Genomic DNA, 19,087 nt, shown 5'->3' with positions numbered 1-19,087 from the left:
CACTGCCTAACTTCACGGGGGCATCGGCACCGTCCCCCAGGGAGCCCACCGTGCAGCCATCCCCGCCCGTCCCCGACTCCCGGCAGTTGCGCAGAGTCGCCCTGTCCGGCCTGCTCGGCACCGCCGTCGAGTTCTACGACTTCCTCGTCTACGGCACCGTCGCCGCGCTCGTCTTCGGCGAACTGTTCTTCCCCGACGCCGACCCCGCCGTCGGCACGATCGCCGCCTTCGGCACCTTCGCCGCCGGCTATCTGGCCCGCCCCGTCGGCGGCATCCTCTTCGGCCACTTCGGCGACCGCGTGGGCCGCAAGTCGATGATGCTGCTGACCATGCTGCTGATGGGCAGCGGAAGTTTTCTGATCGGTCTGCTGCCCACCTATGACGCGATCGGCGTCTGGGCGCCCGTGCTGCTGGTCCTGCTCCGCGTGGTGCAGGGCATCGCGATCGGCGGGGAGTGGGGCGGCGCCACCCTGATGGTCGTCGAGCACGCCGAGCGCACCCAGGGCGGGCGGCGCGGGCTGTGGTCCAGCTTCACCCAACTCGGCGCGCCACTGGGCTCGTTGCTCTCCGCCGGAGTGGTCACCGCGGTCTCCGCGCTGCCCGACGACGACTTCCGCTCCTGGGGCTGGCGGGTGCCGTTCCTGCTGAGCGTGGTCCTGCTCGGCGTCGGCATGTTCGTCCGCCTCAAGGTCGCCGAGAGCCCCCTGTTCACCAAGCCCGCGCCGCGCGAGAAGCCACCGGTGCTGGAGGTCCTGCGGCGCCCCAAGCCGGTGCTGCTGGCCGCCTGCGTCGGCATCGGCGCCTTCACCGCGCAGTCACTGCTGACCAGCTTCATGATCACGTACGCCGTCGACGAGGGCTACAGCCGCTCGCAGGTGCTCACCGCGGTGACCGTCGCCTCCGGTGTCGCCCTGCTGGTCCTGCCCGCCGCCTCCGCCCTGTCCGACCGGGTCGGCCGCCGCCCGGTCGTGCTGTCCGGCGCCGTCGCCTCCGCCGCGCTCGCCTTCCCCGTCCTGGCCCTGGTCGAGTCAGGCTCCCCCGGCCTGCTGATCCTGGCCCTCGCGCTCGGCCACGGCGTGGCCCAGTCCACGATGTACGGCCCGCTGGGCGCCCTGCTCACCGAGATGTTCGGCACCCGGGTCCGCTACACCGGCGCCTCCCTCGGCTACCAGGGGGCCACCCTGCTCGGCGCGGGCTTCTCCCCGCTGATCGCCAGCAGTCTGCTCGCCTCGAACGGCGGTGACAGCACGCCCGTCTCCCTGCTGCTGTGCGGTGGCGCGGCGATCACCGCGCTGACCGTGTGGCGGATCCGCGAGACCCGGACCGACGCCCTGGAACCCGCCCCGGCCCGTTCCGCCACCCCCACCCCGGAAGGGACACCCCGTTGAGAACCCTGGTCGCCGTCGCACTGGCCGTCACCCTCACCACGGCCGCCGCCCCGCCCGCCGCGGACACCCACCTGGAGGGCCATCTCCCCTCGGGCGCGGCCTACTTGATGGACGTACCGGCGAACTGGAACGGCACGGTCCTGCTGTACAGCCACGGCTACCGGCCCGCCGGCTCGCCCAACCCGCCCCAGAACGCGCCCGACCCGGCCACCCGGGCCGAACTCCTGGACCAGGGGTACGCCTTGATCGGCTCCTCCTACGCCACCACCGGCTGGGCCGTGACCGACGCCGTCCCCGACCAGCTCGCCACGCTCGACGTCTTCACCGAGAAGTTCGGGCCGGCCGACGAGACCCTCGCCTGGGGCACGTCCTACGGCGGACTGGTCACGACCACGCTCGCCGAACGGCACGCCGACCGCTTCGACGGCTCGCTGTCGATGTGCGGCCTGGTGCAGGGCGGGGTGGCGAACTGGAACAGCACGCTGGACCCGGTGTTCGCGCTGGACACCCTGCTCGGCTCGGACGTCCGGCTCACCGGCTTCGCGGACCACACCGAGGCGCAGCACGCCGCCGCGTCGCTCGCCGCGGACCTGACGGCCGCCCGGCAGACCCCCGAGGGCCGCGCCCGGATCGCCCTCGCCGCCGCTCTGCACGGCATCCCCGGCGACGCCCTGCCCGGGCTCGTCCAGCTCCCCGCCTTCAGCTGGCGTCAGGAGGCGGAGACCCGGGCGGGCGGCAACCCGTCCTGGAACACGGGCGTCGACTACACGGCCATGCTCCACCGCTCCCCGCTGTACAAGGAGGTCGCCGGCCTCTACAAGGAGGCGGACGTCTCCCTGCGCGAGGACCTCCACGCCCTGCGCCGGGCGCCCCGGGTCACCGCCGACGCCCCGGCCGTACGGTGGATGCGGGACACCAGCGTCCTCACCGGCCGTCTCACCGACCCCCAGCTGACCATCCACACCACCGGCGACACCCTGATCCCCGTCCAGGCGGAGAGCGCCTACCGCAGGGCCGCCACCGCGGCGGGCTCGGGAGCACTGCTGGCGCAGGCCTACGTCGACGCCGCCGGCCACTGCACGTTCACCCCGGGCGAGACGGTGGGCGCCCTGCACACGCTGCGGGCCCGGCTGGACACGGGCCGCTGGGACGCCTCGCCCCGTGCGCTCAACTCCCGTGCGCGGCAGACCGATTCCAGCACCGAGCCCCGCTACACCGGGTACAGTCCGGCCCCCTACCCCCGCCCCTACGATCTGGCCCACCCGGGAGACGCCCGGCCATGACCCCTCGTTCCGCGCCCGACCGGCTGCTGTCCGTGCTCGCCGCCTTCGACCACGAGCATCCGGCGCTGAGCCTGACGGACATCAGCCGACGGGCCGGGCTGAGCCTGACCACCGCACACCGTCTGGTGGGCGCCCTCACCGAGTGGGGCGCGCTGGAACGCGACCCGGGCGGCGTCTACCACGTGGGGCTGCGGCTGTGGGAGATCGCGGCACTGGCGCCGCGCGGCCTCGCCCTCCGGCAGGCCGCGCTGCCCTTCCTGGAGGACCTGTACGAAGCGACCCACGAGAACGTGCAGTTGGCGGTGCGGGACGGCCCGGAGGTCGTCTACATCGAGTGGCTCTCGGGCCGCTCGGCGGTCGGCGTCCACATCCGCGTCGGCGCCCGCTGGCCCCTGCACGCCACCGGGGTGGGCCTCGCCCTGCTGGCCCATGACGACCCGGCCCGCCAGGAGGAGTACTGCTCCGGGCCGCTGGCGTCCTTCACCCCGTACACGATCACCGACCCCGCCCGGCTACGCCGCGAGCTGGCCGAAGTGCGCCGTACGGGAGTGGCGGTGAGCAGCCGTCAGGTCACCGACGACGCCCTGTCGGTGGCCGCGCCCGTACGGGGAACCGGCGGCGCGGTGGTCGCGGCGGTGTCGGTGGTGGTTCCCGAGGCCGACGCCCAGGTACCGGTGCTGGCCCCGGCCGTGCGGATCGCGGCGCGCGGGATCTCGCGCGCGCTGGGGTGGCTCCCCGAGGGGCGCTGAGCGCTCAGCCCAGCACCGTGCGGGCCAGGTACGTCACGTCCTTCCCCGCGTGCCGGGCGGTGGCCCGGCAGGCGAGGGTCGTGTCGGAGGTGACCTGGGCCGGGGTGATCCGCCAGCGGACCGTCAGATCGTCGCCCGCCCGCAGCAGCGGGGCGGTGACCGGGTCGAGGGCGCGGATGTCCCAGCCGCCGGGGGCGCCCAGGGTGAGGCGGGGGGCGGTCCACGGGCGGGCGGAGCCGTTGGCGAGGGTCGCGGTGACGAGGAGGTCCGGCGCCCGGCCGGTGACCTCCAGTGTCAGGCCGAAGGGTTTGCGGGGGTAGGTGGGCGACCAGGAGTCACGCATCAGCCGTACCAGCGCGTCCGCCTGGGCCGGGCGCGCCGACGCCAGGTCGTCCTGCTCGCCGGGGTCCCGGGACAGGTCGTACAGCTCCACGTCCCACTCGTCGTCGGGGACGCCGCGGTCCTGGCCCGGGGCGAAGCGCACCGCCTTCAGGTCGCCGCGGCGCAGCGCCTCCGCGAGCCGGCGGCCCCGGCCCCGGTCGACGGCGTCGGAGCGCGGGGTGACTCCGCTGTGATTGCGGTAGAAGTACAGGTGGTCGTGGCGGGCCGGGTGGCCGGAGCCGCGCAGCAGCGGGGCCAGCGAGAGGCCGTCGAGGTCCGTGGGGGCGGGGGCGCCGGCGAGGTCGGCGAGGGTGGGGAGCAGGTCGGTCAGCGGGGTGGGGCGGTCGGTGGTGCCGGCCGGGATGTGCCGCGGGGACCAGGCGATGAGCGGGACGCGGACGCCGCCCTCGTACAGGTTCCGTTTGTAGCCGCGCAACGGGCCGTTGGCGTCGAAGAGGTCGGGGTCGGTCCGGCCCTCCTCGTGCGGGCCGTTGTCGCTGGTGACCAGGACGAGGGTGCGGTCCGCCACGCCGAGCCGGGTGAGGCGGTCGACGACGTCGCCGACCAGCGCGTCGAAGGCGGTGACCTGGGCGGCGTGCCGCCGGTCGGGGCCCGGCCAGGGGCGGTCGCCGTACCCGCCGTCGTCGGGGGTGTGGCTGGGCGCGTGCGGCAGGGCCGGGGTCAGGTACAGCAGGAACGGCTCGGCGCGGTGCGCGTCCAGGAAGGCCAGCGCACGCTCCTTCAGCAGGTCGGGCGCGTACACCTCGCGGGCGCCGCCGCGGTTGGCGGGGATCTCCTGCCGGGTGCCGTTGTGCCACAGGTACTCGGGGAAGTAGTCGTGGGCGTGGCGGTGCCCGATGTAGCCGTGGAACTCCTCGAAACCTCGGGAGTTGGGGTGGCTGGACTGGTCCGGCAGCTCGGGTCCGAAGCCCCACTTGCCGAAGATGCCGGTGCGGTAGCCGAGCGCGCGGAGCGCCTCGGCGAAGGTGAAGTCCCGTTCGGTCAGCGCCCCTTGGCCGCCCGGGCCCCAGGGGTTCTCGCGGACGGTGGCGTGCCCGGCGTGCAGTCCGGTGAGCACCGAGCAGCGCGAGGGCGCGCAGACGGGGGCGGTGGCGTAGGCGTCGGTGAAGCGCAGGCCCTCGGCGGCCAGGGCGTCCAGGCGGGGGGTGCGGATGAGCTTCTGGCCGTAGGCGCCGAGTTCACCGTGGCCGAGGTCGTCGGCGAGGATCACCACGAAGCTGAGCCGGTCCGTGCCGGAGCGCACGGCCGGCACGGCCGAGGCCTGCTTGCCGTCGGCCACCGGCACCGGCGGCTCGGGCCCCTCGTCGCACGCGGTGACCGCCCCGGCCGCGACCGGCACGGCGGCGGCCGCGGTGAGGACTCGGCGGCGGCTCGGCATACGTGACTCCTGGAGGCGGCGGGCAGGGCATCCGCAGACGATGGTGGTCGCAGCCGTCGGTCCATGACCATGCACACGCTGTGAACGCTCTGTTTCGACCTTTGAGAGGGAAAGGTCCTGACTCCTGGTTCCTTCTCCGCGGCATCGAAGCGATCACAAACGGAGGGCGGATATCCCTCTCACCGGTGAGGACGTCGCCCCGTCCGGCCTCCGATACTGGAACGGCCTCTTGCCCCGAGGAGCCGCCCATGTCCCCGCCGACCTGGCTCGCCCCCGCCGCCGCCCGGCTGCGCACGGCGAACCCGTACGTCGTCGACGCCGCGCTCGCCGCGCTGGTGCTGTTCGCCGCCTCCCTCCAGTGGCTCTTCCGGGACGACGGGGACCACAGGCTGACCTGGCAGGGCTGGCTGCTGGCCGCGGCCACCGCGCTGCCCCTGGTCTGGCGTCGCCGGGCGCCGTTCGCCACCGCGTGCGCGGTGTCGGTGGCCACCCCCGCGATGGCCTGGTACCACGCGCCCCCGCCGGACGTGATGTACGCCGGTCTGATCGTCCTGTACACGATGGCCGCCCAGGGCCGGGCCTGGCAGCGCCGGTTCATGCTCACGGGCTGGATCCTCGGGGTCGTGCTCACCATGCAGCACAAGGAGGAGCCGCTGCCCTTCGAGTACGCCTTCCAGCTGCTGAGCGTCGTCGGCGCGTACGGCCTCGGCATGCTCGCCCGGGTGCAGCGCGCCTACACCGCCGCCCTGGTGGACCGGACCCGGCGCCTGGAACGGGAGCGGGCCGCGGACACGGCTCGGGCGACGGCCCAGGAGCGGGCCCGGATCGCCCGGGACATGCACGACATCCTGGCCCACGCGGTGAGCCTGATGGTGGTGCAGGCCGAGGCGGGACCGGTGGTGATGCGCACCGATCCGGTCCGCGCGGAGGCGGCGTTCGACGCCATCGCGACGACCGGCCGGGACGCGATGTCGCAGCTGCGGCGGATCCTCGGCGTCCTGAAGGAGGAGGAGCGCGAGGGCGGGGCGCGGCGGCTGCCGCAGCCGGGCGTGGCGGCGCTGCCCGGCCTGGTCCGGCAGGTCACCGAGTCCACCGGGCTGCGGGTGGATCTGCGCAGCGCGGGGCAGCCGCGCCCGCTGCCGCCGGACACCGAGGTGGCCGCCTTCCGGATCGTGCAGGAGGCCCTCACCAATACCGTGAAGCACGCCTGCGCCTCCTCCGCTACCGTCGCTCTCGACTGGGCGGAGGACGCATTGACAGTGTCGGTGACGGACGACGGCCGTGGCCCCTCGGGACCGGGCGGCGGACACGGGCTGATCGGCATCCGTGAGCGCGCCGCGGCCTGCGGGGGCAGCGCCCGCGCCGGGCGCGGCCACGACGGCGGTTTCCAGGTCGTCGTACGGCTCCCGGCCGATGACCGGCAGGCGGCGCTGGGGTGAGCATCCGGGTGGTCGTCGCCGACGACCAGGAGCTGGTCCGCAGCGGTTTCAGCATGATCCTGGAGGCGCAGCCGGACATCGAGGTGGTCGCCGAGGCCGGGGACGGCGCCGAGGCGGTCGCCGCGGTGCGGCAGCACGCGCCCGACGTACTGCTCCTCGACATCCGGATGCCCGTCATGGACGGCCTGGAGGCGGCCCGGCGGGTGTGCGCGCAGTCCGCCTGCAAGGTGGTCATACTGACCACCTTCGACCTGGACGAGTACGTGTACGAGGCGCTGTACGCGGGCGCCAGCGGCTTTCTGCTGAAGGACGTCCGCCGCGACGACCTCGTGCACGCCGTCCGGGTGGTCGCGGCCGGCGACTCGCTGCTCGCCCCGACCGTGACCCGCCGGCTCGTCGCCGACCTGGTGCGCCACCGGAGACAGGAGGCGGCCGCCGAGGTCACGCCCGAGCGCCTGGACGTCCTCACCGCCCGCGAGGCGGAGACGCTGCGGATGCTGGCCCGTGGACTGTCCAACGCGGAGATCGCCTCGGCCCTGTTCGTGAGCGAGCACACGGTGAAGACCCATGTCAGCAATGTGCTGAGCAAGCTGGGGCTGCGGGACCGGGTGCAGGCGGTGATCTGCGCCTACGAGACCGGTCTGGTGGCCCCCGGGGAGGATCGGTCCTGATCCTCCCCCAGCTCGGTGAAGAGGGTGAGCTGCAGCGCCCCCGGCGCCTGGAGCCGGGAGTTGAGCGAGTTCCAGGGCGTGCGCGTCGGCTCGGCGACGACCTCCGCCCCGGCCTCGGCCAGCTCCCGCGTCACCGCCGCGGAGTCGTCCACCTGGAACGCCACCCGGATGTGCCCGGCGACCCGCCGTCCGACCTCGACGTCGTCGATGAACTCCGCGTGGTTGGGATCGGTCAGCTCCAGCGTCGCCCGCCCCGCCTCCAGGATGCTCACCCGGCCGCCCGGCGAGGAGAACGCCGCTCTCTCGGGCAGGCCCAGGACATCCCGGTAGAAGTGCAGTGCGGCGTCGTAGTCCGCCGCGGTGACCACCAGGCGCAGCTCGCGGACTCCCGGTTCCTCGGACATCGGCACTCCTTCGTGATCAGCGGCTCCTGACCGGACAACTCCCGGGCCGGTCCGGATGATTCCCGCCGCCCCCTCCCTCGTACGAGTGAGTCCGGCCCGTTTCTCCCCCGTGCGACGGAGCCCGGCAAACCGCTCCCTCCGGCGATCCGGTGCGCCCCGGCCCGGGACCAACCTGAGAGCACATGTCCACCGTCCAACGGCCCCGGAGGCCCCCGTGCTCTCCACGCTCACCCGGGCGGCCACCCGCCGCCCGCTCACCGTCATCCTGCTCTGGCTGCTCTTCCTGCTGCTCGGCTTCGGCCTCGGCACGGGCGTCTTCGGGCGGCTCTCCGACGATGTGCCGGACGTCCCCGGCACCGAGTCGGAACTGGCCGAGCAGTACCTGTCCCGCCTGGACCCGACCGGGGAGACCGTCACCGCCGTCGTCGCGGGCGAATCGGTCGCCGACGCCGCCGTGCGCGCCCAGGTCGAACGGGCCGTCGCCGAGGTCCGGGAGATCGCCGGAGTGGCCGCCGTACCCGATCCGTACGGCACGCCGGGGCTCACCGCCCGGGACGGCCGGGCCCTGATCATCCCGGTCACCTTCGAGGGCGGCCTCGACGACGACGCCGAGGCGGACGCGACGGACGCCGCCGCCGAGCGCATCCGGCAGATCGAGGCGCCCGACGTCCATGTCAGCGGCGGTGAACTGCTCGGCAGGCAGCTCGGCGAACGGGCCCAGGAGGACGTCAAGAACGCCGAGTTGATCTCCCTGCCCGTCGTACTCGCCCTGCTGCTCGTCGTCTTCGGCGGGCTGCGGGCGGCCGCCCTGCCGCTGGTGATCGCGGTCAGCGGGATCGCGGGCGCGTTCCTCGCGCTGTTCGCGTTCAGCGAGGTCACCGACATCTCGGTCTACGCCATCCAGGTCACCACCATGCTCGGCCTCGGACTCGCCGTGGACTACGCCCTGTTGATGCTGGTGCGGTTCCGGGAGGAGCGCCGGCACACCGAGGACGTCGTGGCGGCCGTGCACCGCACGGTCGCCGCGGCCGGGCGGACCGTGCTGTTCTCCGGGCTCACGGTCGCCGTCAGCCTGACCGGGCTGCTGGTCTTCCCGAGCGTGTTCCTGCGCAGCATGGGTCTGGCGGTGGCCGCCGTGGTGGTCGTCGACATGCTCGCCGCGGTCACCCTGCTGCCCGCACTGCTGACGAGGTTCGGCGGGAAGATCCCGCCCGCGCGGGTCCGGCCGGATGCCGAGGAGGGCCGCCTCTTCGCCCGCCTGGCCCGGTTCGCCGCGCGCCGCCGGATCGCCGTGGTGGCCACCGTCGTGCCGGTCCTGCTGGTCCTGGCGCTGCCGGTCGCCGGGCTGACGATCAACCTCGGCGACGCCCGGCAGCTGCCCGCGAGCACCGAGGCGCGGCAGCTGTACGACACCGTCGAGGCCCACTTCCCGCCCGGTACCGGCGTCTCCCCGGTCACCGTCGTCGTCCGGCCCGGCACCGATCCGGCGACCGCCGAGCGGATCGGCGCGCTGTCCGGCGCCGAGTCCCGTCAGCTGCCGGGCGGCACCACGGTGGTGGAGGTCCGGCCGCCGGGCAGCGTCGACGGCGAGGCGGCGACCGGTCTCGTGGAGCGGATCCGGGAGCTGCGCGGCGACGAGCCGGTCGAGGTGACCGGGTCCGCGGCCCGGCTGGTGGACTTCCGGGAGATGCTCGCCGCACGGGCCCCCTGGGCCGCCGTGACCGTCCTCGGCGGCATCTTCGTGCTGCTGTTCGCCTTCACCGGGTCGGTGCTGATCCCGCTGCGCACCATCGCGACCACCCTGCTCAGTCTCGGCGCCGCGCTCGGTGCGGTGGTGTGGGTGTTCCAGGACGGGCATCTGGCCGGGCTGCTGGGCGCCGAGGGTCTGGGCGCGCTGAGCCTCACCGCGCCGCCGCTGATCATCGCCATCGCCTTCGGGCTCGCCATGGACTACGAGCTGTTCATCCTCGCCCGGATGCGTGAGGCCAGGGAGCGGGGCGAGGACGAGCGGGAGGCCGTGGTGACCGGGCTGCGCCGGTCCGGGCGCGTGGTGACCTGTGCCGCGCTGCTGCTGGCGATCGTCTTCGGTGCCTTCATGACGGGCGGCTTCTCGCCCATCCTCCAGATCGGCCTCGGGCTCACCCTGGCGGTGCTGATCGACGCCACCGTCGTACGGATGCTGCTGGTCCCGGCGACGATGGCGCTGCTCGGCCGCCGTGCCTGGTGGGCGCCCGGTCCGCTGCGGCGGCTCCATGACCGGTTCGGGCTGCGGGAGGCGGCGGCACCGGCGGCCGAGCCGCCCGTACCGACGAAGGTCTGAGGCGCACGGAATCTCATCCGGCGCACCGCCGGTTCACAGGTCCGCCCCAGGTCCGAGCGGCACGATGCAGGCGCAAACGTGGATGTACCAGGATGGCCTGCCGTGGGCGTCTCGCACATGTCGAACCGGTTCGAGCAGCAGCCGCGGGGGTGGTCGCGGCGCGGGGCCCTCGCCGCCCTCGGCGCGGTCCCCGCCGCCGCCCTCACGGCGGGCGCGGGCCCGGCGGCGGCTCCGGCGGCGGCACCACACCTCCGCCGACCGGCAACCGGGACGCCTACAGCGCCATCCGGGCCGAGTCCCGCGACAGCCAGTCCGGCACGATCACCGAGGCGACCTCGGACACCGGGGGCGGCCAGAACATCGGCGCGATCGGCAACGGCGACTGGGCGCTGTTCCGGGGCGTCGACTTCGGGTCCACGGCGGCCACTCAGTTCGTCGCCCGGGTCCCGAGCCGGGCCGGGTCCGGGGTGAGCGGACTGGTCGAGGTGCGCCTGGACAGCCGAGGTGACGGGCACCCACGATGTGTACCTGACCTTCTCCAGCGGACAGCCCGCCGACTTCGTGAACGTCAACTGGTTCAACTTCCGCCGCTGAGGGGAGCGGTGAGGCGCCGGCGGTCCGGATTCCGAGCGAGGAACTCCGGGCCGCCGGCGCGCGTCGGTGCAATCCCGGCCCCTCCTCCGCTAGCGCAGCTCCGCCCGGAAGCCCGCCGGGGTCAGGTCCGTGTGCTGGTGGAAGAACTTGGAGAAGTTCGCCGCGTCGGGGAAACCCACCGCCACCCCGACCCGCCCGATCGGCAGGTCCGTGTGGGCCAGCAGCCGTTTGGCCTCCAGGACGACCCGCTTGTCGATGAAGCCCTTCGGGGTCTCCCCCGTCGCGGCCCGTACCGCGCGCACCAGGGTGCGGCGTGAGTAGCCGAGCTGATCGGCGTACGCGCTCACGCTGTGGTTCGTGGCGAAGCCGCGTTCCACCGCGTCCCGGAAGAGGGTGAAGGCCGAGCCGGCGTCGCGGCGGGCCGCCTCCTCGGAGCTGGCCGCCAGGTGCGCCAGGCGCAGCAGGAACGCCGACAGCAAGTGGCGCAGGACCGCCGTGTGCAGGCTGAGGGGAAGGGTCGCCGTGTCCTTGTACTCGCGGCGCAGCTGGTCGAGCGCCGCCTGGAGGGCGCTGCGCTGCGGCTCGTCGGGGTGGAGCAGGGGCGGCAGGTCGTAGCGGTAGAGGCCCGTCGCCTCCACCGTCGCCCGGGGCAGGAAGCCGGGTTGCATGGTCAGGACGGTTCCCCGGTACTCGCTCGTCGGCGAGAAGCGGTGGATCTGCCCCGGGCGGATCCAGAGCAGATCGCCGGGGCCCGCCTCGTACTCGGTGAAGTCGACCATGTGCCGGACGGGCCCCGCACCGAACAGCATCACGACATGGAAGTCGATGCGGTGCACCCGCTCCAGCGGCACATCGGCGTGCCAGCTGCGGCCGGGGCGCATCGGGCCGACCTGCATGCCGACGCCCAGCACACTCCGGTCGACCGGGAAGGGGAAGGTTCTGATCCCGTCCTCGCCGCCGTCTTGCACCGTTCTGTCTCCCATGTCCCGCTCGTTCCGCCTCGATCACGCGCCCGGTGTCCCACTTTCACCACAGGCTGACACACGGCGACCTTCCCTAGAAAAAGTCAGACTTTTACTTTTGAACGCTTCAGAGCAGGAAACCCACTCTCACCAAGGATTTCTTGAAGATGAGCACGCAGACCCCGGACCGCTTCGAATGGACCGAACTCGACCGGCGTGCCGTCGACACCGCACGCCTGCTGGCGGCGGATGCCGTACAGAAGGTCGGCAACGGCCACCCGGGCACCGCGATGAGCCTCGCGCCCGCCGCGTACACGATCTTTCAGAAGGTGATGCGCCACGACCCCGCCGATCCTGAGTGGACCGGCCGGGACCGCTTCGTCCTCTCCCCCGGCCACACCTCGCTGACCCTCTACACCCAGCTCTTCCTCGCCGGGTACGAGCTGGAGCTGGACGACCTCAAGGCCTTCCGGACCCAGGGTTCGAAGACCCCCGGTCACCCCGAGTACGGCCACACCGCGGGCGTGGAGACCACCACGGGACCGCTCGGCCAGGGCGTCGCGAACGCCGTCGGCATGGCGATGGCCGCCCGCTACGAGCGTGGTCTGTTCGACCCCGAGGCCCCCGAGGGCGAGTCCCCGTTCGACCACACCGTCTGGGCGATCGTCTCCGACGGCGACCTCCAGGAGGGCGTCTCCGCCGAGGCCTCCTCGCTGGCCGGCCACCAGAAGCTGGGCAACCTGGTCCTCGTCTACGACGACAACCACATCTCCATCGAGGGCGACACCGCCACCGCGTTCTCCGAGGACGTCCTCAAGCGGTACGAGGCCTACGGCTGGCACACCCAGCGCATCGCGCCCACCGAGGACGGCGACGTCGACGTGCACGCCCTGCACGCGGCGCTGGAGGCCGCCCGGGCCGAGACCGGGCGCCCCTCGATCATCGCCATGCGCACGATCATCGCCTGGCCCGCCCCGAACGCCCGGAACACCGAGGCCTCCCACGGCTCCGCGCTCGGCGAGGACGAGATCGCCGCCACCAAGCGGCTGCTCGGTCTCGACCCCGCGCGCACCTTCGAGGTCGCCGATGAGGTGCTGGCGCACAGCCGCCGCGCCCTCGACCGGGGCGCCGAGGCACACGCCGCCTGGGACAAGCGGATCGACAAGTGGCGCGGCGCCCACCCCGAGCGCGCCCGGCTCTTCGACCGCGTCGTCGCCGGTCAGCTCCCCGAAGGCTGGGAGGACGCCGTCCCGGTGTTCGAACCCGGCGCGTCCCTGGCCACCCGTGCCGCCTCCGGCAAGGTGCTCCAGGCGCTCGGCGCGGTGCTCCCCGAACTGTGGGGCGGCTCCGCCGACCTGGCCGGCTCCAACAACACCACCATCGACAAGGCCAGCTCCTTCCTGCCGCGGGGCAACCCGCTGCCGGAGGCCGACCCCTACGGCCGTACCGTCCACTTCGGGATCCGCGAGTTCTCCATGGCCGCGGTCATGAACGGCATCGCCCTGCACGGCAACACCCGTATCTACGGCGGCACCTTCCTGGTGTTCTCCGACTACATGCGCAACGCCGTCCGGATGTCCGCGCTGATGCAGCTGCCGGTCACCTATGTGTGGACGCACGACTCCATCGGCCTCGGCGAGGACGGCCCCACCCACCAGCCGGTCGAGCACCTGGCCTCGCTGCGCGCCGTCCCGGGCCTGAACATCGTGCGGCCCGCCGACGCCAACGAGACCGCCGTCGCCTGGGCGGAGATCCTGCGCCGGCACGCCACCGACCCGGCCCCGCACGGCCTCGCGCTGACCCGCCAGGGCGTGCCGACGTACGAGCGCAACGAGGACGCCGCCAAGGGCGGTTACGTCCTGCGCGAGGCCTCGACCGGCACGCCGGACGTCGTGCTCATCGCGACCGGCTCCGAGGTGCAGCTCGCCGTCGCCGCGCGCGAGCGGCTCGAAGCCGAGGGGATCGGCACCCGGGTGGTGTCGATGCCGTCCGTGGAGTGGTTCGAGCAGCAGCCCCGCGCCTACCGCGAGGCCGTCCTTCCGCCGTCCGTGCGAGCGCGTGTCGCCGTGGAAGCGGGGATCGGCCTGACGTGGTACCGGTTCGTGGGTGACGCAGGACGCATCGTCTCCCTCGAACACTTCGGCGCCTCCGCCGACGCCCAGGCCCTGTTCGCCGAGTACGGCTTCACCGCCGAGAACGTCGCCGCCGCGGCAAGGGAATCCCTGGCCGCCGCGCGTGGTTGATCCGACCGCCAGAAAGAAGATGATCACAGTGACCGCAGCACTCAAGCGCCTCTCCGACGAGGGCGTCTCCATCTGGTTGGACGACCTGTCCCGCAAGCGGATCGCCTCCGGCAACCTCGCCGAACTCGTCGCCACCAAGCACGTGGTGGGTGTCACCACCAACCCGTCCATCTTCCAGGCCGCGATCGGCAGCGGCGAGGGGTACGAGGAGCAGCTGGCCGACCTCGCCGTCCGCGGGGTCACGGTCGACGAGGCCGTACGGATGATGACGACCGCCGATGTGCGCGCCGCCGCCGACGTCCTGCGCCCGGTGTACGACGGGACCGGCGGCCGGGACGGCTGGGTCTCCATCGAGGTCGACCCGCGGTTCGCCCACGACACCGCGGCCACCGTCGCCGAGGCCAGACAGCTCGCCTGGCTGGTCGACCGCCCCAACGTCATGATCAAGATCCCCGCGACCCGGGCGGGCCTGCCGGCCATCACCGCGGCCCTCGCCCAGGGCATCAGCGTCAACGTCACGCTGATCTTCTCGCTGGAGCGCTACCGCGAGGTCATGGACGCCTATCTGCTGGGCCTGGAGAAGGCGGCCGAGCGGGGCCTGGACCTGTCGGCCATCCACTCCGTCGCCTCGTTCTTCGTCTCCCGGGTCGACAGCGAGATCGACAAGCGGCTGACCGTGCTCGGCACCGACGAGGCGCTCGCCCTGAAGGGCAGGGCGGCCCTCGCCAACGCCCGCCTCGCCTACCAGGCGTACGAGGAGGTCTTCTCCTCCGACCGCTGGGCGAAGTCGGCGAGCGCGCACGCCAACCGGCAGCGTCCGCTGTGGGCGTCGACCGGCGTGAAGGACCCGGCGTACAAGGACACCCTCTACGTCGACGACCTGGTCGCGCCCGGCACGGTCAACACCATGCCGGAGGGCACCCTGAACGCCACCGCCGACCACGGCGACATCACCGGCGACACCGTCACCGGCGGCTACGCCCAGGCCCGTGCCGACCTTCAGGCCGTGGAACGCCTCGGCATCTCCTACGACGAGGTCGTCACCAAGCTGGAGGACGAGGGCGTCGCCAAGTTCGAGGCCGCCTGGCAGGAACTGCTGGACGCGGTCGCCAAGTCCCTGGACAGCAAGGGAGTGGACGCGGAATGACCACCGACTGGACCAACCCGCTGCGCGACGCCGGTGACCGGCGCCTGCCGCGGATCGCCGGCCCCTCCGGCCTCGTCATCTTCGGCGTGACCGGCGACCTGTCCCGCAAGAAGCTGATGCCGGCCGTCTACGACCTGGCCAACCGCGGTCTGCTGCCGCCGGGCTTCTCCCTCGTCGGGTTCGCCCGCCGGGACTGGGAGGACCAGGACTTCGCGCAGGTCGTGCACGACGCCGTCCGCGAACACTCCCGCACCCCCTTCCGCGAGGAGGTCTGGCAGCAGCTCGCCGAGGGCATGCGGTTCATCCCGGGCGACTTCGACGACGACCAGGCGTTCAAGCAACTGCGCTCCGCCGTCGAGGAGTTGGACGCCTCCCGGGGCACCAGCGGCAACTACGCCTTCTACCTGTCGGTGCCGCCGAAGTTCTTCCCGAAGGTCGTCCAGCAACTGAAGAAGCACGGCCTCGCCGACGGGCCGGAGGGATCGTGGCGCCGGGCGGTCATCGAGAAGCCGTTCGGCCACGACCTGGGCAGCGCCCGCGAGCTGAACGCGATCGTGCACGACGTGTTCGACCCGGAGCAGGTCTTCCGGATCGACCATTACCTGGGCAAGGAGACCGTCCAGAACATCCTGGCGCTGCGCTTCGCCAACACGATGTTCGAGCCGATCTGGAACCGGTCCTTCGTGGACCATGTGCAGATCACGATGGCCGAGGACATCGGCATCGGCGGCCGGGCGGGCTACTACGACGGCATCGGCGCCGCCCGTGACGTCATCCAGAACCACCTGCTCCAGCTGATGGCGCTCACCGCGATGGAGGAGCCCGCCTCCTTCGACGCCGGTTCGCTGCTGACGGAGAAGCTGAAGGTCCTCAAGGCCGTGAAGATCCCGGAGGACCTGGGCCGGCACACCGTGCGCGCGCAGTACGCGCCCGCCTGGCAGGGCGGCGAGAAGGTCCGCGGCTACCTCCAGGAGGACGGCATCGACCCGGCCTCCACCACCGACACGTACGCCGCGATCAAGCTGCAGGTCGACAACCGCCGCTGGGCGGGCGTCCCCTTCTACCTGCGCACCGGAAAGCGGCTCGGCCGCCGGGTCACCGAGATCGCGGTGGTCTTCCAGCAGGCGCCGCACTCCCCCTTCGACCGCACCGCGACGGAGGAGCTGGGCAAGAACGCGATCGTGATCCGCGTCCAGCCGGACGAGGGGATCACGGTCCGCTTCGGCTCCAAGGTGCCCGGCACCTCCATGGAGATCCGGGACGTGACGATGGACTTCGCCTACGGCGAGTCGTTCACCGAGTCCAGCCCGGAGGCGTACGAGCGCCTCATCCTGGACGTCCTGCTCGGCGACGCCAATTTGTTCCCCCGTCACCAGGAAGTGGAAGAGTCCTGGAAGATCCTCGACCCCATCGAGGAGTACTGGGCGCGGAACGGCAAGCCGGCGCAGTACGCCTCGGGCAGCTGGGGACCCGACGAAGCCGACGAGATGCTCGCACGAGACGGACGGAGCTGGCGCAGGCCATGAAGATCGACCTGACCGACACCACGGCAAGCAAGATCAACAAGGCCCTTGTGCAGGGCCGCCGCGCCATCGGCACCCCCGCCGTGGGCATGGTCCTGACGATGGTGATCGTCACGGACGAGGAGAACGCCTACGACGCGATCAAGGCGGCCGAGGAAGCCTCGCACGAGCACCCTTCGCGCACCCTGGTCGTCATCAAACGGCACGCCCGCACCCCCCGCGAGCGCACCGCCTCCCGGCTCGACGCCGAGGTCCGGGTGGGCGCCGACGCGGGCACCGGCGAGACGGTGATTTTGCGCACCTACGGCGAGGTGTCCGAGCACGCCGACTCCGTCGTCCTGCCGCTGCTGCTGCCGGACGCCCCGGTGGTCGTGTGGTGGCCGGTGGGAGGGCCCGACAACCCCGCCAAGGACCCGCTGGGCGCGCTGGCACAGCGCCGGATCACCGACCTGTACGCGGTGGAGAACCCCTTCGCGGTCATGGAGACCAGGGTCCGCTCCTACGCGCCCGGCGACACCGACCTGGCCTGGACCCGGCTCACCCCGTGGCGCTCGATGCTGGCCGCGGCCCTGGACCAGGCCCGGGTGCCGATCCTCTCGGGAGCCGTGGAGGCCGAGGCCGACAACCCGGCCGCGGAACTCCTCGCGCGCTGGCTCGAGGCGCGGCTGCGGGTGACGATCGACCGGGTCGTCACCGCGGGACCCGTGGTCACCGCCGTACGCCTCGGCACCGCGAACGGCGACATCGTCATCGACCGCCCCGAGGGCCCGCTGGCCACGCTCTCGCTGCCCGGCCAGCCCCCGCGCACCCTCGCGCTGAAGGTCCGCACCACCTCCGAACTCATCGCCGAGGAGCTGCGGCGCCTCGACGCGGACGAGATGTACGCCGTCGCCCTGCGGGGCGAGGCGGGCAAGGAGCCCCTTTCCCATGTCTGACTTCCCGAGGCTCACCCGGCGGCCTGAGTGGACCGCCCTGGAGGACCACCGCGCCGAGTGGCACGCCCATCTGCGGGACCTGTTCACCGCGGACCCCGAGCGCGCGGACCGCTATGTGGTGCGCGTGGGCGATCTGCGCATCGACTACTCCAAGCACCTCGTCACCGACGAGACGCTCGCCCTGCTCCAGGAACTGGCCACCGCCACCGATGTGTTCGGGCTGCGCGACGCGATGTTCCGCGGTGACCGCATCAACCTCACCGAGGACCGGGCGGTGCTGCACACCGCGCTGCGCGCCCCCCGGGACGCGGTCATCGAGGTCGACGGCGAGAACGTCGTGCCGGGCGTGCACACCGTCCTGGAACGGATGAGCGACTTCGCCGACCGGGTCCGCTCCGGCGCCTGGACCGGACACACCGGCAAGCGCATCCGGAACGTCGTCAACATCGGCATCGGCGGCTCCGACCTCGGCCCGGCGATGGCGTACGAGGTGCTGCGGCCGTACACGGACAGGGAGCTGGCCTTCCGGTTCGTGTCCAACGTCGACGGCGCCGACCTGCACGAGGCCGTGCGCGACCTGGATCCGGCGGAGACGCTGTTCATCGTCGCCTCGAAGACCTTCACCACCATCGAGACGATCACCAACGCCACCTCGGCGCGCTCCTGGCTGCTGGCCGGGCTCGACGGCGAGGAGAAGGCGGTCGCCCGGCACTTCGTCGCCCTGTCGACGAACGCGGAGAAGGTCACCGGGTTCGGTATCGACCCGGACAACATGTTCGAGTTCTGGGACTGGGTCGGCGGACGCTACTCGTTCGACTCCGCGATCGGCCTGTCCCTGATGATCGCCATCGGCCCCGACCGCTTCCGGGAACTGCTGGACGGTTTCCGCATCGTCGACGACCACTTCCGCACCGCCCCCGCCGAGGCCAACGCCCCGCTGCTCCTCGGCCTGCTGGGCATCTGGTACGGCAACTTCTTCGGCGCCCAGTCGCACGCGGTACTGCCCTACAGCCACTACCTGTCCAGGTTCACCGCCTACCTCCAGCAGCTCGACATGGAGTCCAACGGCAAGTCGGTGGACCGCGACGGGCGCCCCGTGGACTGGCAGACCGGGCCCGTGGTGTGGGGCACGCCCGGCACCAACGGGCAGCACGCCTACTACCAGTTGATCCACCAGGGCACCAAGCTCATCCCCGCCGACTTCATCGGATTCGCCCGTCCGGTCGGCGAGCTGAGCGACGAACTCAAGGCGCAGCACGACCTGTTGATGGCCAACCTGTTCGCGCAGGGGCAGGCGCTCGCCTTCGGCAAGACCGCCGAGGAGGTCCGCGCGGAGGGCGTGGCCGAGGAGCAGGTGCCGCACCGCACCTTCCGCGGCAACCACCCGACGACCACGATCCTCGCCCGGGACCTGACCCCGTCGGTGCTCGGCCAGCTGATCGCCCTCTACGAGCACAAGGTGTTCGTCCAGGGCGCGGTGTGGAACATCGACTCCTTCGACCAGTGGGGCGTCGAACTCGGCAAGGTCCTCGCCAAGCGCGTCGAGCCCGCCCTCACCGACGGCGCCGACGTCCCCGGCCTCGACTCCTCCACCGCTGCCCTCGTAGCCGCCTACCGTGAACTGAAGGAAGTGCACTGACATGACATCG

General features: G+C 72.5%; 14 protein-coding genes and 1 pseudogene. 12 read left to right on the top strand and 3 right to left on the bottom strand.

Annotated elements, in window-relative coordinates; translation table 11 throughout:
* The first annotated feature begins 50 nt into the window (after positions 1-50).
* The 3 genes from ACWD11_RS24725 to ACWD11_RS24715 are packed head-to-tail and all read left to right on the top strand — an operon-like array spanning position 51 to position 3,420.
* A complete protein-coding gene (locus tag ACWD11_RS24725; RefSeq protein WP_389419181.1) occupies positions 51-1,388 on the top strand; it encodes an MFS transporter in 1,338 nt (445 codons plus the stop codon).
* Complete coding sequence (locus ACWD11_RS24720; protein WP_451285569.1) at positions 1,385-2,671, top strand: alpha/beta hydrolase family protein; 1,287 nt, start codon at positions 1,385-1,387, stop codon at positions 2,669-2,671. Before ACWD11_RS24725 ends, ACWD11_RS24720 begins: the two co-directional genes overlap by 4 nt.
* Positions 2,668-3,420 carry an IclR family transcriptional regulator gene (locus ACWD11_RS24715; RefSeq protein ID WP_389419183.1) on the top strand — a complete coding sequence of 251 codons (753 nt, stop codon included), beginning with the start codon at positions 2,668-2,670 and terminating at the stop codon, positions 3,418-3,420. Before ACWD11_RS24720 ends, ACWD11_RS24715 begins: the two co-directional genes overlap by 4 nt.
* A gap of 4 nt (positions 3,421-3,424) precedes the next feature.
* On the opposite strand, the gene ACWD11_RS24710 is transcribed toward ACWD11_RS24715, so the two are convergent.
* Positions 3,425-5,200 carry a sulfatase-like hydrolase/transferase gene (locus tag ACWD11_RS24710; RefSeq protein WP_451285567.1) on the bottom strand — a complete coding sequence of 592 codons (1,776 nt, stop codon included), beginning with the start codon at positions 5,198-5,200 and terminating at the stop codon, positions 3,425-3,427.
* A gap of 248 nt (positions 5,201-5,448) precedes the next feature.
* Between ACWD11_RS24710 and ACWD11_RS24705 the strand changes: the two genes are divergently transcribed.
* Together ACWD11_RS24705 and ACWD11_RS24700 are read left to right on the top strand one after the other, a co-directional pair.
* Positions 5,449-6,639 (top strand): sensor histidine kinase, encoded by a 1,191-nt coding sequence (locus ACWD11_RS24705; RefSeq protein ID WP_389419185.1) that lies wholly within the window; start codon positions 5,449-5,451, stop codon positions 6,637-6,639.
* On the top strand, positions 6,636-7,310 hold the full coding sequence (locus ACWD11_RS24700) for a response regulator (protein ID WP_451285565.1): 675 nt from the start codon (positions 6,636-6,638) through the stop codon (positions 7,308-7,310). Before ACWD11_RS24705 ends, ACWD11_RS24700 begins: the two co-directional genes overlap by 4 nt.
* Here the strand turns inward: ACWD11_RS24700 and ACWD11_RS24695 are convergent.
* Positions 7,268-7,714 (bottom strand): VOC family protein, encoded by a 447-nt coding sequence (locus ACWD11_RS24695; protein ID WP_389419187.1) that lies wholly within the window; start codon positions 7,712-7,714, stop codon positions 7,268-7,270. The genes ACWD11_RS24700 and ACWD11_RS24695 overlap by 43 nt on opposite strands.
* 214 nt (positions 7,715-7,928) lie before the next feature.
* On the opposite strand from ACWD11_RS24695, the gene ACWD11_RS24690 reads away from it, so the two are divergent.
* On the top strand, positions 7,929-10,034 hold the full coding sequence (locus tag ACWD11_RS24690; protein ID WP_389419188.1) for an MMPL family transporter: 2,106 nt from the start codon (positions 7,929-7,931) through the stop codon (positions 10,032-10,034).
* A 230-nt stretch (positions 10,035-10,264) separates the two neighbouring features.
* Positions 10,265-10,628 (top strand): annotated as a pseudogene (locus tag ACWD11_RS24685) (carbohydrate-binding protein); the annotation flags it as partial.
* 89 nt (positions 10,629-10,717) lie between these two features.
* On the opposite strand, the gene ACWD11_RS24680 reads toward ACWD11_RS24685, so the two are convergent.
* The gene (locus ACWD11_RS24680) at positions 10,718-11,611 is read right to left on the bottom strand and encodes a helix-turn-helix domain-containing protein (protein WP_389419189.1); all 894 of its coding nucleotides are present in this window, start codon (positions 11,609-11,611) and stop codon (positions 10,718-10,720) included.
* A gap of 146 nt (positions 11,612-11,757) precedes the next feature.
* Here ACWD11_RS24680 and tkt point away from each other — a divergent pair, with 146 nt between their 5' ends.
* From tkt to pgi, 5 genes are read left to right on the top strand one after another with little or no spacing between them, the layout of a single operon-like run.
* On the top strand, positions 11,758-13,833 hold the full coding sequence (gene tkt / locus ACWD11_RS24675; protein ID WP_451285562.1) for a transketolase: 2,076 nt from the start codon (positions 11,758-11,760) through the stop codon (positions 13,831-13,833).
* 19 nt (positions 13,834-13,852) lie between these two features.
* The gene (gene tal, locus ACWD11_RS24670) at positions 13,853-14,980 is read left to right on the top strand and encodes a transaldolase (RefSeq protein ID WP_389419191.1); all 1,128 of its coding nucleotides are present in this window, start codon (positions 13,853-13,855) and stop codon (positions 14,978-14,980) included.
* Entirely contained in the window at positions 14,977-16,506 is a 1,530-nt protein-coding gene (gene zwf, locus ACWD11_RS24665; protein ID WP_389419192.1) for a glucose-6-phosphate dehydrogenase, read from the top strand. Before tal ends, zwf begins: the two co-directional genes overlap by 4 nt.
* Positions 16,503-17,438: a glucose-6-phosphate dehydrogenase assembly protein OpcA gene (gene opcA / locus ACWD11_RS24660; protein WP_389419193.1), complete on the top strand. Its 936-nt coding sequence runs from the start codon at positions 16,503-16,505 to the stop codon at positions 17,436-17,438. The genes zwf and opcA overlap by 4 nt, the downstream gene beginning before the upstream one ends.
* Positions 17,431-19,077, top strand: a complete 1,647-nt coding sequence (pgi, locus tag ACWD11_RS24655) for a glucose-6-phosphate isomerase (RefSeq protein ID WP_451285559.1) — start codon at positions 17,431-17,433, stop codon at positions 19,075-19,077. The genes opcA and pgi overlap by 8 nt, the downstream gene beginning before the upstream one ends.
* The last annotated feature ends 10 nt before the right edge of the window (positions 19,078-19,087 follow it).

Source organism: Streptomyces sp. NPDC002776 (assembly GCF_053592195.1).
This window is presented reverse-complemented; position numbering and strand designations above follow the sequence as displayed.